Source organism: Mycolicibacterium arenosum (assembly GCF_024320865.1).
Lineage (GTDB): Bacteria > Actinomycetota > Actinomycetes > Mycobacteriales > Mycobacteriaceae > Mycobacterium > Mycobacterium arenosum.
In genome coordinates, this window is sequence record NZ_JANDBD010000015.1 from 105,830 (window position 1) to 119,141 (window position 13,312).

Consider the following 13,312-nt stretch of genomic DNA (forward strand, 5'->3'; position numbering starts at 1 on the left):
GAGTGTCGGATTCCTATTACGAACTCCTCGACGTCGACGACGCCCTCGGCGAGCGGTTCCACGCCACCGATCTGGTGCGCAGCACGTGGACGGCGGCCATCCAACACGGCGCTCCCCCGTCGGCCCTGCTGGTGCGGGCGCTGGAACGCTGCGAGCAGCGCGACGACACCCGACTGAGTCGGGTGCTGATCGACCTGTTGGGACCCGTGCCCGCCGAAGGCGACCTGTGGGTGCGGGCGACGAAGGAGCGCTCCGGCAAGCAGATCGAGCTGGTATCAGCGGAACTGCTGGCACAGGGTCCGGACGGCTCGCCCCGCCCGGTGGCCAGGGCGAGCGGGTGGCGGTTGGCGACCCTCGACACGTCGGCGCTGCAGCACGCGTCGGCGCCGCCGCTGCGCCCGCTGTCGGAAGCCGTCAACCGGAACATGTCCAAGGACTGGGACCGCAACTACGTGCACAGCCTCGACTGGCGCTGGCTGACCGAGCCGATGTCGCCGGGCGCCGGTGAATCGTGGATCAAGCCGGTGGTCGACCTGGTCAAGGGCGAGACGCTGACTCCGCTGGAGCGGCTGTTCACCGTCGCCGACGACGCGAACGGCATCGGTACGAAGATTGACATCCGCGCCTGGACGTTCATGAACACCGACCTGGTGGTGCACGTACACCGCATCCCGCAGGGTGAGTGGATCGGCATCCGCGCCGAGACGAACTACGGTCCCGACGGTGTTGGGACGACGATCGGGACGCTGTTCGACGAGGTCGCCGCGATCGGGAGCATCCAGCAATCGGTGCTGCTGCGACCCCGCCCGTCGAAGACCTAGTCAGGTCTCCAGCTCGGCGAGCACCTCGTCGGTGTGCTGGCCGAGCGCGGGCACTCCGGAGCGTGGCGCCCACGGAGTGCCGTGGAAGTCGGCGGGGGTCGCGACCATGGGTATCGTCGAATCCCCTTCCGGCACATAGACGATACCGCCGGCGCTGTGGAACTGCTCGTCGGCGAGCACGTCGTCCATCGTGTTGATGGGCGACCAGAAGAAGTCCGGTTCGGCTGCGAACACCGCCGCCCACTCGTCGAGCGTCCTCGTCGCGAAGACGGCGTCCAACTCGCGGATCAGCTCCTCGGCGTTCACCGCCCTGGCACGCGCCGAGTCGAAGCGCGGATCGGACAGCCAATCCTCGCGATCCACCGCACGACACAGCGGCGGCCAGTGCCGGTCGCCCTGCAATCCGACGATCCAGAACGAGCGGTGGTCGGCTGTCGAGTAGTTGTTCATGCACGGGTTGCCCATGGTCTCGCGTTGACCGATCGCCACCGAATGTCCGGTCGCCAGAAGGGTGTTGAGGTCGAAGCTCGTCGTGTAGGCGCCCTGCCGGTACAGCGACGTCGTGACCAGCTGGCCCGCACCGCTGGTCGCGCGTGAGACCAGGGCCGCGCAGACCGCGGCCACCAGCGTCATCGCCGCCGAGTGATCGCCCATGCCGCCTCGCTGAAACGGTGGACTCTGCCCTGGCCGGGTCAAGAGGCTCGCGATGCCCGCGCGCGCCCAGAACGCCGCGACGTCGTAGGCGGGCCGGTCCGCATCGGGCCCCTCCGTGCCGTAGCCCGTGATCAACCCGTAGACCAGCCGCGGGTTGGCAGCCGACACCGTGTCGTAGTCGAGGCCGAGCCTGTGCAGCGCGGCCGGCCGAACGTTGGTGATGAACACGTCCGCGGCCGCGAGCAGCCCCCGTGCGGCGGTCAGTCCGTCGTCGGTGGCGAGATCGAGCACCGCGCTGCGCTTGCCGCGGTTGTCCATGTCGAACGGCGGGTTCTCCTCGGCGAGGCCGAGCATGCGGCCGAACATGCGCGCCGGGTCACCCGCGGGCGGCTCGATCTTGACGACGTCGGCGCCCCAGTCGGCGAGGATTCCAGCCGCGGCGGGACCCGCGACCCAGACCCCCAGTTCGACGACCTTGACACCCGCCATCGGTCCGGCCACGGACACCGCCTTTCGGTTTCACCAATCCGCATTACAATCTCAAAGATTTTGTAAAGTCAACGCAGGATCGTCCACGAACGTCAAGCCTAGGAGGCGCGGTGTGACCGTTCGGCTCCCCCACTCCATTCGGCTCGGCGGGCGGGCGATATGAGCAAGGCGGCTTACCATCGTCCTGTGAACGAACCGCTTGCTGCCGGTCGGGGCGGTGACGGCGAGGACTCGTCGACCCGCACCCGCATCCTCGCCGCGACCGCGGAGGTGCTCGGACGCAGCGGACAGACGAAGCTCAGCCTGTCCGAGGTGGCGCTGCAGGCCGGCGTGTCCAGACCGACTCTCTACCGCTGGTTCTCGTCGAAGCAGGAACTCCTCGACGGGTTCGGCCGCTACGAGCGCGACATGTTCGACAGCGGCATCAGTGCCGCGACCGCGGGTTTGCGCGGCACCGAGAAGCTCGACGCCGCATTGAGATTCATCGTCGCCTACCAGCAGTCGTACTCGGGGGTGCGGCTCATCGACATCGAGCCCGAGGTCGTCATCGTCCAGCTCGAGCAGGTGATCCCGCTCATGCGCGCTCGCCTGCTCCGGCTGCTCACCGGCCCCAACGCCGCCGTGAAGGCCGCCACCGCGATCCGCGTCGCGGTGTCGCACTACATCGTGCGCAGCGATGACGACGACGACTTCCTCGCCCAGCTGCGCCACGCGGTCGGCATCAAATAGTTAGGTCGGCTCGAATTCATCCAAGGGGCTGACACTGCCGCCCCGCTTTGTAATGCTGAGCACATGACTAGCGTGCAGGACGATACGGGCGTGTTGGCCGGCGACGAGCGGATGCTCATCGACGGCGAGCTTCAGCACACGGGCAGCGGGGCGTCGTTCGACGTCGTCCACCCGGCCAGCGAACAGATTGTGGGCCAGGCGGTGGACGGCACCGTCGACGACATGGCGCGGGCGGTGGGTGCCGCGCGGCGCGCGTTCGACGAGACCGACTGGTCGCGCGACCTCGATTTCCGCTACCACTGCCTGACGCAGCTGCACGACGCGTTCGAGCGCAATAAGGAGCGGCTGCGCCGGGTGCTCATCACCGAGGTCGGGTGCCCGGTCACCGTGTCGGGCTCCCAGATCGAGAGCCCCATCGAGGAGGTCAAGCACTGGGCCGACCACGGGAAGCACTTCGAGTACCTCGTCGACAACGGGGTGCACGACACCCCGCTGGGGCCGGCGCGGCGCAAGATCCACTACGAGGCGGTCGGTGTGGTGGGGGCGATCACGCCGTGGAACGTGCCGTTCTACCTCAACGTGGCCGAAACGGTGCCCGCGCTGATGGCGGGAAACACCGTCGTGCTCAAGCCCGCTCAGCTGACCCCGTGGTCGGGCAGCGAGTACGGCCGCATCGTGGCCGAGGAGACCGACATCCCGCCCGGTGTGTTCAACGTCGTTACCTCGAATGCTAACGAAGTGGGCGCCGCGCTGAGCAGCGATCCTCGAGTGGACATGATCACCTTCACCGGGTCCACCGCGACGGGCCGGGCGATTCTGGCCGCCGGCGCACCGACGGTCAAGAAGACGCTGCTCGAACTCGGCGGCAAGTCGGCGCACATCGTGCTCGACGACGCCGACTTCAGCTCGACCTTGCCGTTGGCGGCGATGATGGCGTGTGTGATGTCGGGGCAGTCCTGCATCCTGCCGTCGCGGATCCTGTTGCCGCGCAATCGCTATGACGAGGGCATCGAGGTTCTGAAGACGATGATGGAGGGCTTTCCCATCGGCGATCCGTGGACGCCCGGCAACATGCAGGGCCCGCAGATCAGCGAGACACAGCGGCAGAAGGTACTGGGCCTGGTCAACCGCGCCGTCGAGGCGGGCGCTCGACTGGTAACCGGAGGCGGCGTGCCGGAGCACCTTCCCGTCGGCTACTACACCCAGCCCACCCTGCTCGCGGACGTCGACCCGGACAGCGAGATCGCGCAGGAGGAGGTCTTCGGGCCCGTGCTCGCGGTCATCCCCTACGGCACCGACGACGAGGCCGTCGCGATCGCGAACAACTCGATCTACGGCCTATCCGGCGAGGTGTCCGGCGGCGATCTCGACCGCGCGTTCGCCGTCGCCACCCGGATGCGCACCGGCAACGTGACCATCAACGGCAAGAGCCATTTCGGCATCGGCAGCCCGTTCGGCGGCACCAAGCAGAGCGGACTGGGGTACCGCAACGGCGACGAGGGCCATAAGGAGTACCTCGCCGCGAAGACCATCGGCATGCCCGAGTGAGTGATCCCGAGATCCCCTCGCTGCTGTACCGCTACGCTCGCGCCGTCGACACCAAGGACTGGGAGCTCTACCGGTCGGTGTTCACCGATGACGCCCACATCGACTACAGCTCAGCGGGTTTCGCGACGGGTTCGGTTGACGAGGTCGTCGCGCAACTCAGCGCGGGCTTCGGCACCATCCCGTGGAGCATGCACTACATCACCAACATCGAGGTGCTGGCCGCCACCGAGGACCGGGCCACGGTGCGCGCGATGTTCTACAACCCGATGCAGCTGCCCGGCATGGCCGAGACGTCCTCCTGCGGGGGCTATTACCACCACGAGCTGATTCACACGCCGGACGGCTGGCGCAGCCGACGGCTCGTCGAGGAGAACGTGTGGTTCGTGGGCAAGCCGGGGAGTTAGCTAGCCCTCGGCGGCCAATTGGCCACAGGCCGCGGCGATCTCGCGCCCCCTGGTGTCGCGGACCGTGCAGGACACGCCGTGCGCGCGCACGCGTTTGACGAACTCGCGCTCCACCGGCTTGGGGCTGGCATCCCACTCACTACCCGGTGTCGGGTTGAGCGGGATCAGGTTCACGTGCACCAGCGGACCCAGCGCGGCGTGCAGCTTCCTGCCGAGCATGTCGGCGCGCCACGGCTGGTCGTTGACGTCGCGGATGAGCGCGTACTCGATGGACACCCGACGGCCGGTCTTGTCGGCGTAGTACCGCGCGGCGTCCAGGACTTCGCCGACCCGCCACCGGTTGTTGACCGGCACCAGGGTGTCGCGGAGTTCGTCGTCGGGGGTGTGCAGCGACACCGCGAGCGTGACGCCGAGTTCCTCGTCGGCCAGCTTCCGGATGGCCGGCGCCAGTCCCACGGTCGACACCGTGACCGAGCGCGCCGAGATGCCGAAGCCGTGCGGCGGCGGTGCGGTGATTCTCCGAACGGCGGTCAGCACGCGTTGGTAGTTGGCCAGCGGTTCGCCCATGCCCATGAAGACGATGTTGGAGAGGCGGCCGTCATGTGCGTCGCGCATCGTCGCCGACGCGGCTCGCACCTGCTCGAGGATCTCGGCCGTCGACAGATTCCGCTTCAGCCCGCCCTGACCGGTGGCGCAGAAGGGGCAGGCCATTCCGCACCCGGCCTGGGACGAGATGCACACTGTGTTGCGCTGCGGGTAGCGCATGAGCACCGACTCGAACGTCGTGCCGTCGCCCGCGCGCCACAGCGTCTTTCGGGTTTCGCCGGCGTCGCACGCGATCGAACGGACCACCGATAGCAGGGTGGGGAACAGCGCCTCGGCGACCTGACCGCGCACGCCTGCGGGCAGATCGGTCATCTGCTGAGGATCGGCGATCAGCCTGCCGAAGTACTGGTTGGCCAACTGCTTGGCGCGAAACGCCGGCAGTCCCAGTTCCGTAACCGCCGCCGTCTGGGCGTCGTCGTCGAGGTCGGCGAAGTGCCGCGGCGGCATACCCCGGCGCGGCGCTTCGAAGACCAATGGCAGATTCACGATTGCTCCAGTATCAGGCTTGTTCGCTCAACACGTCGCGGACGGCGCAGTCCACGGCGGCCAGCACGTCGGCGTCGGCGCCCGCCCTGCCACGGACGAAGACCGACGCGCGACTGGCGGGAGGCAGCCCCTCGGCGAGACACAGCCCGTCGGGAAGGCGGCCGATCATCGGCAGCAGCGCCACACCCAGACCCGAGCGCACCGCGGCGAACAACCCGGACAGATCCGAGCTGTCGGCGACGATGCGGTAGGGCACGCCGATGCGGTCGAGCGCCGAGAAGGTCGGCTCGCGCAACGTGCACGGCTCCGAGAACATCACGACGGGGAGCGGCTCGTTGGCGGGGACGGAGAAGCTGCGTCCCGAAATCCATTTCAGCGCAACCATTCCCGATGCATTGGCAGGATCGAGCCCCGAGCCGTCCAGCATGACCGCCAAATCGACGACGCCGTGTTCGATGGCGTCGGCGAGCATCACGTTGCGGTCCAATCGGAAGCGCAGCCGCCAGTCGGGCAGCCGCTCCCCCAGCGCGCTGGTCAGCCCCGGCAGCATGACGTCGGCGCCGTGCTCGGTCGCGCCGATCAGCAGCACCCGCTCCTCGGCCGCTCCGAGGTCGGCGAGGGCGGTGTCGTGGGCGGCCAGGATGGTGCGCGCGTGCGCCAGCACGCGGTGTCCGAGTTCGGTGAAGGCGACTCCGCGTCCGGATCGTTCGACGACGGGCCCGCCGACGACGGCCTCGACCCGGCGGACGTGCTGGCTGACGGCGGACTGGGTCAGGTGCAGAACGCTGGCGGCTCGGTGAAATCCACCACAGTCGGCCACCGCCACGACGCTGCGCAGCGGCGCGATGTCGAGCGCCTGAGCCATGGCGCCAAGATACTCTGATCAGTACAGACGATCAAAATCCGCGCTCATCGGCTGTGACCCTCAGGGCGCCCGCGGTATTCGATAAGCAGGTGCGATCGTTTGCGATCGCCGAAATTCGTTGGACCGGCACGCGGGCCCGCCGACAGCATGGTCGGGTGACCCCCATTCGCATGCCGCTGAGGACCGCGTCCACCGTGACGTTCTTCTACGCACTCGGCTACCCGATCGGCAACATGGCCGTGCACGCGATGTCGCCCATGGCGGTGCTGGCGTTCCGGTTCGGTCTCGCCGGGGCGATCCTCGGGGTGTGGGCGCTTGTGTCGAAAGCGGGCTGGCCGACCGGTCGCAAGCTCGCGCACGTCGCGGTCGCCGGTCTGCTCATGCAGGCGGTGCAGTTCTGCGCCCTGTACTACGCGATCCAGCACGGCGCCCCCGCGGTGCTGTGCGCGGTGGTCATCGCGATGAACCCCGTCGCGACCGGCGTGCTCGCCGCGGCGTTCCTGCGCGATCGCCTCACGCCGGGCCGCGTCGTCGCACTGGTGCTGGGGGTGGCCGCCGTACTCGCGGCGTGCGCAAGCCGATTGGTCGCCGAGGGCGGGGTCGATGCCGCCGTGCTCCTGCTGCTGATCGCCCTGGTCGGCATCGCGGCTGGCGGCGTCTATCAACAGCGCTTCTGCGCCGACGTCGACTTCCGCGCATCGACGGCCGTGCAGAACGCCGTGGCGTTCGTGCCCGCACTGGTGCTCGCGCTGACGACGCCGTTCGTCGTCCACGACGCCACGAAGGCGGTGTTCGCCGTGGCCGGTGTGGTGCTGCTGAACGCGACGCTGGGCGTCTCGCTCTACGTCCGCGCGATCAACCTGCACGGCGCATCGGCCGTCGCGATGCTGTTCTGCCTGATCCCCGCTGTCGCGGGCGTGCTCTCCTGGCTGATGCTCGGCGAGCACGTCGACATCGGCGTGGCCGCCGGACTGGTGCTGGGTGCACTGGCCTGCTGGCTGAATGCGCGGTCGGGCCGCAAGCGCTCAGGCGAGAATGGTCAGGACGATCCAGCCCGCCACCGCGGACGGCAGCATCGCGTCGATGCGGTCCATGATGCCGCCGTGGCCCGGTAGCAGCGTCCCCATGTCCTTGATGCCCAGATCGCGTTTGACCTGGGACTCGACGAGGTCGCCGAGCACCCCGGTGATCACCAGCATCAACCCCAGCGGCACGCCCACCCACCAGGGTTTCTCCAGCAGCAAGGTGACGCTCAGCACCGCCGCCCCTATGCCGAACAGCAGCGAACCGCCCAGCCCCTCCCACGACTTCTTGGGGCTGATCGCGGGCGCCATCAGGTGCTTCCCGAACAGCACGCCCGCCACGTAGCCGCCGATATCGGCGAACACGACCGTGACGATGATCGTGAACACGCGCACGCCACCGTGGTCGGCGAAGATCAGTAGCGCGGTGAAGGCGGCGAAGAACGGCACCCAGGTGGCGAGCAGGACCGTCGCCGAGATGTCGCGCAGATAGTTGACCGGCTGTTCGCGCAGCCCGTGTCCGACCAGCCGCCACACCATGCAGACGACGACGGTGCCACCGTACGCGCCGAGCATCCCGTTGGCGCCGAACGGCCACGTGAGCCAGATCATCGCCTGGCCGCCCAGCAGCAACGGAATGGTCGGCAGCGCGTAGCCGTGCTCGGAGAGCCGGCGGATGACCTCGTGCGTGGCGATCGCCATGGCCACGGCCAGCAGCGGCAGCCACAGAATCGGCTTGAACAGCAGGGTGCCGATCGCCATGGCGCCGAGCAGAACGCCCACCCCTATCGCGGCAGGCAGATCCCGGCCCGCGCGGGATTTCTTTTTAGCAGGTTCCGTGGTCACGGGTGTCGATGCCGGGGTCGCTAGACCTCGAGCAGCTCGCCTTCTTTGTTCTTGACGAGCTCGTCGATCTGCGTCGTGTACGTCGAGGTGTACTTGTCGAGCTCCTTCTCGGCCCGGCCGACCTCGTCCTCGCCGGCCTCACCGTCCTTCTTGATGCGGGCCAACTCCTCCATCGCCTTGCGACGGATGTTGCGCACCGACACCTTCGCGTCCTCGCCCTTGCCCTTGGCCTGCTTGACGAGGTCGCGGCGGCGCTCCTCGGTGAGCTGCGGGATGTTGATCCGGATGACGGTGCCGTCGTTGGACGGGTTCACCCCGAGATCGGAGTTGCGGATCGAATCCTCAATGCTCTTGAGCTGATTCGCCTCGTAGGGCTTGATCACCACCATCCTGGCCTCCGGCACGTTGATGCTCGAGAGCTGGGTGATGGGCGTCATCGCACCGTAGTACTCGATGTTGATCCGCGAGAACATGCCGGGGTTGGCCCGCCCGGTGCGGATCGAGGCCAGATCGTCGCGGGCCACCGAGACGGCCTTCTCCATCTTCTCCTCGGCGTCGAAGAGGGTTTCGTCGATCACGGTGTCTCCTTGTTCTTCGGGCCGTCCGTGGTGACCAGTGTTCCGATCCTCTCACCCGCGACCGCCCGTGCGATGTTTCCGTCCGTGAGCAGGTTGAACACCAGAATGGGCATGTTGTTGTCCATGCACAGGCTGAACGCGGTGGCGTCGGCGACCTGCAGGCCCCGGTCGATGACCTCACGGTGGGTGATGTGCGTCAGCAGTTCGGCGTCCGGATTGGTGCGGGGATCGTCGGTGTACACGCCGTCGACGGCCTTGGCCATCAGCACGACCTCGGCGCCGATCTCGAGCGCGCGCTGCGCCGCGGTGGTGTCGGTCGAGAAGTAGGGCAGCCCCATGCCCGCGCCGAAGATCACGACGCGCCCCTTCTCGAGGTGCCTGCGCGCACGCAGCGGGATGTAGGGCTCGGCGACCTGTCCCATCGTGATGGCGGTCTGAACTCTGGTGTCGATGCCCTCCTTCTGCAGGAAGTCCTGCAGCGCAAGGCTGTTCATGACGGTACCGAGCATGCCCATGTAGTCCGAGCGGGTGCGCTCCATGCCGCGCTGCTGCAACTGGGCGCCGCGGAAGAAGTTGCCCCCGCCGATGACGACGGCGATCTGGGCGCCGCTGCGGACGACCTCGGCGATCTGGCGCGCTACCAGCGCGACGACGTCGGGGTCCAACCCGACCTGGCCGCCGCCGAACATCTCACCGCCCAGCTTGAGCACGACGCGGGAGAACTTCGGGCTGATCGGGGCGCTGTGGCTCGCTGGGCCATCGGTACCCACCGCCATCATGGCTCCTCACGTTCGAACGACTGCCCCAATCCTGCCAAACTCCGGCAACGGGGCAGCGAAAGGGTGGCGGTGGGTGTTGGATCTCATCCGTGGCCGCCATCACCCGCAGCAGGACGGTACCCGCAGAACAGCAAGCGGTATGGGACGTTCTGGCCGACTTCGGAGAACTGAGTTCCTGGGTCGACAGGTGCGACCACTCCTCGATCCTCAACCACGGCCTCGAAAGTCCGGCCGGGACGTCGCGCCGCGTGCAGATGGGCCGCGACGTCCTGGTCGAGACGATCACCGAATTCGTCGCGCCGATCACGTTGGCCTACGACATCGACGGCCTGTCAGCGCGGTTCGGCCGGCTGGCGAACCGGTGGACGCTGTCGACGACCGGACCCGACACCGTCGTGAGCGTCACCAGCACCATCGACTGCGGCAGAGGCGCCCGCGCTCGCGCCACTGAACTCGTCGTCGGCCGCGTCATGGCCAAGACGTCCGACGAGATGCTCGCCGGACTGATCCGACGAATGGAGTCCCGACATGACTGAGCGGCCCGACATCGTGATCCTCATGACCGACGAGGAACGCGCGACCCCGCCCTACGAATCCACCGAGGTGCTCGCGTGGCGCGAGAGGACACTGACGGGCAGGCGCTGGTTCGACGAGCACGGCGTTGGTTTCACGCGGCACTACACCGGATCACTCGCCTGCGTCCCGAGTCGGCCGACGATCTTCACCGGCCAGTACCCGGACCTGCACGGCGTCACCCAGACCGACGGCATCGGCAAGCGCTACGACGACTCCCGGTTGCGATGGCTGCGTCCCGGTGAGGTGCCCACGCTGGGTAACTGGTTCCGCACCGCGGGATACGACACGCACTACGACGGCAAGTGGCACATCAGCCACGCCGATCTCGAGGACCCGGTGACCGGCGCCCCGCTGGCGACCAACGACGACGAGGGTGTCGTCGACCCCGCCGCCGTGCAGCGCTACCTCGACGCCGACCCGCTGAACCCGTACGGCTTCTCCGGGTGGGTGGGCCCCGAGCCGCACGGAGCGGCCATGGCCAACAGCGGTTTTCGCCGCGATGGGCTGTTCGCCGACCGCATCGTCGCGTGGCTCACGGATCGCTATGAACGCCGCCGGGCCGGTGACGAGGCCGCGCTTCGCCCGTTCCTCTTGGTGGCGAGCTTCGTCAACCCCCACGACATCGTGCTCTTCCCGGCGTGGGCGAGGCGCAGTCCGCTGCAGCCGTCACACCTCGACCCGCCGCACGTCCCGGCCGCACCCACCGCCGACGAGGACCTGCGGGACAAGCCCGCCGCGCAAATCGCCTTCCGGGAGGCGTACTACTCCGGCTACGGGCCCGCCCCCGCGATCGGACGGATCTACGAGCGCAACGCGCAGGCCTACCGCGACCTCTACTACCGGCTGCACGCGGAGGTCGACGGTCCGCTGGACCGCGTGCGCCGCACCGTCACCGACGGCGGCTCCACCAACGCTGTGCTGGTGCGCACGTCCGACCACGGCGAGCTGCTGGGGGCGCACGGCGGCCTGCACCAGAAGTGGTTCAACCTGTACGACGAGGCCACCAGGGTGCCGTTCGTGATCGCCCGCGTCGGCACGGCCGCTACGGAACCCCGCACGGTGACGGCCCCGACGTCGCACGTCGATCTGGTGCCGACGCTGCTGGGCGCAGCCGGCATCGACGTCGACGCGGCGGCCGCGACCCTCGCGGAGTCGTTCACCGAGGTGCACCCGCTGCCGGGCGTCAACCTGATGCCGATCGTCGACGGGGCACCGGCCGACGCGGGCCGAGCCGTGTATCTCATGACGCGCGACAACGTCCTCGAAGGCGACACCGGCGCATCGGCTGCTGCGCGCGGACTCGGGATGGCCGTCAATCCGCCTGCGCCGCTGCGTATCAGGATCCCGGCACACGTCGCCGCGAACTTCGAGGGGCTCGTCGCTCGCGTCGACGACGCGGATGCGCCCGGCGGCGCGGGACACCTCTGGAAGCTGGTGCGGACGTTCGACGATCCCGCCACGTGGACGGAGCCGGGGGTGCGGCATCTGGCGGCCAACGGCATGGGCGGCGACGCGTATCGCACCGAGCCGGTCGAAGACCAGTGGGAGCTGTACGATCTGAGCGCCGACGGCGTCGAGGCCGTGAATCGCTGGTCGGATCCGGACCTGCACGACCTGCGTGCGCACCTGCGAATGCTGCTCAAGGAACAGCGGGCATCCGCGGTGCCGGAGCGCAACAACCCGTGGCCGTACGTGGCGCGGCGCCCGCCGGTGGGTCCGGCGCGCGGCGTCCTGAGCAGCCTGGCCGCTCGGGTGCTAGCCGAGGTGCGCCGAAAGTAGCCACGCACCAATGGATTTGCGGCCGTCACCCTCGTCGCGGACGCCGTCGAACATCGGGCTGTCGGGAACGTTCGCGTGGATACGTGCGGGGCGAATGTCGTCGATCACCCAGTACCGGCCGACGATGTCGCGCAACTCCTGCTCGGTGACGGCGTTGACGGGGCCCGCAGGCACCGCGGCGCGGTCGAAGACGAGAACGAAGTAGGACGCGCCGGGCGCAGCGGCGCGGACGATCGACTGCTGGTAACCCTCACGCAGTTCGACCGGCATCGAGTGGAAAAGCGTGCTGTCCACGATCGTTCCGAAGCGCCCGTCGTATCCGGTGAACGAACTGATGTCGGCGACCTCGAATTCGACGCCTGCCAGGGCGCGGCGGTCGGCCTCGGCGCGGGCGAGTGCGATGGCGGTCGGCGACTGGTCGAGCCCGACGGTCGCCACGCCGCGCTCGGCGAGGTACATCGACGTGGCGGCTTCCCCGCAGCCGGCGTCGAGCACGTCGCCGTGGAACCGGCCCGCGTCGATCAGTGCGGCGATCTCGGGCTGGGGTGCACCGATACTCCACGGGGGCTTGACCCCGGTGCTCATCTCGGGCGCCTCACCTCGGTAGGCGGTTTCGAACATCTCTCGGCTCGGATCGTCGGTCATGACTCCGGTTTATCAATCTAGTTGATATATGTCAATATTGTTGACATGAACGACGCCGATCAGCCGCTCGGGTACCTGTTGCACAGGTTGACGACGTCGCTGCGCGCCGAGGTGACGACCGGGGCGCTCGATCCGCTCGGGCTGACGTTCCCCCAGTACATCTGCATGAGGATCCTCGCGAAGTCGCCGGGCCGCTCGAACGCCGAACTCGCGCGCGACGTGATGGTGTCGCCGCAGGCGATGAACATGGTGGTGCGCGGACTGCAGGACCGCGGTCTGGTCTCCCGGCCGGCGGCAGTCGATTCCGGACGCTCGCTGCCCGCCGAACTCACGAAGTCCGGGCTCGCTCTACTGAAGCGCACCGAACCCGGCATCCGCGCGGCCGAGAAGCGTGCGCTCGCCCCGCTCTGCGACGACGATCAGCGCGACCTGCGCCGACTCCTCGCCGCCCTGAACTAGCCCCCGCCCCCCTCCGCGAGCGTGCG

Annotated in this window: 15 protein-coding genes; 8 read left to right on the forward strand and 7 right to left on the reverse strand. The window is 68.4% G+C overall.

The window, feature by feature from the left end; translation table 11 throughout:
• Window positions 1-2 precede the first annotated feature (2 nt).
• Window positions 3-821: a thioesterase family protein gene (locus NM203_RS29190; RefSeq protein ID WP_255064219.1), complete on the forward strand. Its 819-nt coding sequence runs from the start codon at window positions 3-5 to the stop codon at window positions 819-821.
• Here the strand turns inward: NM203_RS29190 and NM203_RS29195 are convergent, their stop codons facing one another.
• The gene (locus NM203_RS29195) at window positions 822-1,976 is read right to left on the reverse strand and encodes a CaiB/BaiF CoA transferase family protein (protein WP_255064221.1); all 1,155 of its coding nucleotides are present in this window, start codon (window positions 1,974-1,976) and stop codon (window positions 822-824) included.
• A gap of 174 nt (window positions 1,977-2,150) precedes the next feature.
• Here NM203_RS29195 and NM203_RS29200 point away from each other — a divergent pair, with 174 nt between their 5' ends.
• The 3 genes from NM203_RS29200 to NM203_RS29210 all read left to right on the forward strand — a co-directional run bounded on the left by NM203_RS29200 (window position 2,151) and on the right by NM203_RS29210 (window position 4,645).
• Window positions 2,151-2,693 carry a TetR/AcrR family transcriptional regulator gene (locus NM203_RS29200; protein ID WP_255064222.1) on the forward strand — a complete coding sequence of 181 codons (543 nt, stop codon included), beginning with the start codon at window positions 2,151-2,153 and terminating at the stop codon, window positions 2,691-2,693.
• 63 nt (window positions 2,694-2,756) lie between these two features.
• Window positions 2,757-4,241 carry an aldehyde dehydrogenase family protein gene (locus NM203_RS29205; RefSeq protein WP_255064223.1) on the forward strand — a complete coding sequence of 495 codons (1,485 nt, stop codon included), beginning with the start codon at window positions 2,757-2,759 and terminating at the stop codon, window positions 4,239-4,241.
• Entirely contained in the window at window positions 4,238-4,645 is a 408-nt protein-coding gene (locus tag NM203_RS29210; protein ID WP_255064224.1) for a nuclear transport factor 2 family protein, read from the forward strand. The genes NM203_RS29205 and NM203_RS29210 overlap by 4 nt, the downstream gene beginning before the upstream one ends.
• Here the strand turns inward: NM203_RS29210 and rlmN are convergent, their stop codons facing one another.
• Window positions 4,646-5,698 carry a dual-specificity RNA methyltransferase RlmN gene (gene rlmN / locus NM203_RS29215; RefSeq protein WP_303625412.1) on the reverse strand — a complete coding sequence of 351 codons (1,053 nt, stop codon included), beginning with the start codon at window positions 5,696-5,698 and terminating at the stop codon, window positions 4,646-4,648.
• A gap of 52 nt (window positions 5,699-5,750) precedes the next feature.
• Window positions 5,751-6,602: a LysR family transcriptional regulator gene (locus NM203_RS29220; RefSeq protein WP_255064225.1), complete on the reverse strand. Its 852-nt coding sequence runs from the start codon at window positions 6,600-6,602 to the stop codon at window positions 5,751-5,753.
• A gap of 170 nt (window positions 6,603-6,772) precedes the next feature.
• Here NM203_RS29220 and NM203_RS29225 point away from each other — a divergent pair, with 170 nt between their 5' ends.
• Window positions 6,773-7,717 carry a DMT family transporter gene (locus NM203_RS29225; protein ID WP_255064318.1) on the forward strand — a complete coding sequence of 315 codons (945 nt, stop codon included), beginning with the start codon at window positions 6,773-6,775 and terminating at the stop codon, window positions 7,715-7,717.
• On the opposite strand, the gene NM203_RS29230 is transcribed toward NM203_RS29225, so the two are convergent.
• Genes NM203_RS29230 through pyrH form a run of 3 tightly spaced genes read right to left on the reverse strand, consistent with a single transcriptional unit; the run spans window position 7,628 to window position 9,818 of the window.
• Entirely contained in the window at window positions 7,628-8,470 is an 843-nt protein-coding gene (locus NM203_RS29230; RefSeq protein WP_255064226.1) for a phosphatidate cytidylyltransferase, read from the reverse strand. The genes NM203_RS29225 and NM203_RS29230 overlap by 90 nt on opposite strands.
• 20 nt (window positions 8,471-8,490) lie before the next feature.
• Window positions 8,491-9,048 carry a ribosome recycling factor gene (gene frr, locus NM203_RS29235; protein ID WP_255064227.1) on the reverse strand — a complete coding sequence of 186 codons (558 nt, stop codon included), beginning with the start codon at window positions 9,046-9,048 and terminating at the stop codon, window positions 8,491-8,493.
• Window positions 9,045-9,818 (reverse strand): UMP kinase, encoded by a 774-nt coding sequence (gene pyrH / locus NM203_RS29240; protein ID WP_255064228.1) that lies wholly within the window; start codon window positions 9,816-9,818, stop codon window positions 9,045-9,047. Before pyrH ends, frr begins: the two co-directional genes overlap by 4 nt.
• 98 nt (window positions 9,819-9,916) lie before the next feature.
• Between pyrH and NM203_RS29245 the strand changes: the two genes are divergently transcribed.
• Window positions 9,917-10,363, forward strand: a complete 447-nt coding sequence (locus NM203_RS29245; RefSeq protein WP_255064229.1) for an SRPBCC family protein — start codon at window positions 9,917-9,919, stop codon at window positions 10,361-10,363.
• Window positions 10,356-12,182 carry a sulfatase-like hydrolase/transferase gene (locus NM203_RS29250; protein ID WP_255064230.1) on the forward strand — a complete coding sequence of 609 codons (1,827 nt, stop codon included), beginning with the start codon at window positions 10,356-10,358 and terminating at the stop codon, window positions 12,180-12,182. Before NM203_RS29245 ends, NM203_RS29250 begins: the two co-directional genes overlap by 8 nt.
• Here NM203_RS29250 and NM203_RS29255 read toward each other — a convergent pair.
• Window positions 12,159-12,827 (reverse strand): class I SAM-dependent methyltransferase, encoded by a 669-nt coding sequence (locus NM203_RS29255; protein WP_255064231.1) that lies wholly within the window; start codon window positions 12,825-12,827, stop codon window positions 12,159-12,161. The genes NM203_RS29250 and NM203_RS29255 overlap by 24 nt on opposite strands.
• Window positions 12,828-12,872: 45 nt before the next feature.
• Here NM203_RS29255 and NM203_RS29260 point away from each other — a divergent pair, with 45 nt between their 5' ends.
• Entirely contained in the window at window positions 12,873-13,286 is a 414-nt protein-coding gene (locus NM203_RS29260) for a MarR family winged helix-turn-helix transcriptional regulator (protein ID WP_255064232.1), read from the forward strand.
• Window positions 13,287-13,312: the final 26 nt, after the last annotated feature.

Bases quoted from the DNA above. Each gene is read 5' to 3' on its own strand.
- NM203_RS29205 (WP_255064223.1), top strand. From the start codon at position 2,757: ATGACTAGCGTGCAGGACGATACGGGCGTGTTGGCCGGCGACGAGCGG.
- rlmN (WP_303625412.1), bottom strand. From the start codon at position 5,698: ATGCCGCCGCGGCACTTCGCCGACCTCGACGACGACGCCCAGACGGCG.
- NM203_RS29220 (WP_255064225.1), bottom strand. From the start codon at position 6,602: ATGGCTCAGGCGCTCGACATCGCGCCGCTGCGCAGCGTCGTGGCGGTG.
- NM203_RS29225 (WP_255064318.1), top strand. From the start codon at position 6,773: ATGCCGCTGAGGACCGCGTCCACCGTGACGTTCTTCTACGCACTCGGC.
- NM203_RS29250 (WP_255064230.1), top strand. From the start codon at position 10,356: ATGACTGAGCGGCCCGACATCGTGATCCTCATGACCGACGAGGAACGC.
- NM203_RS29255 (WP_255064231.1), bottom strand. From the start codon at position 12,827: ATGACCGACGATCCGAGCCGAGAGATGTTCGAAACCGCCTACCGAGGT.
- NM203_RS29260 (WP_255064232.1), top strand. From the start codon at position 12,873: ATGAACGACGCCGATCAGCCGCTCGGGTACCTGTTGCACAGGTTGACG.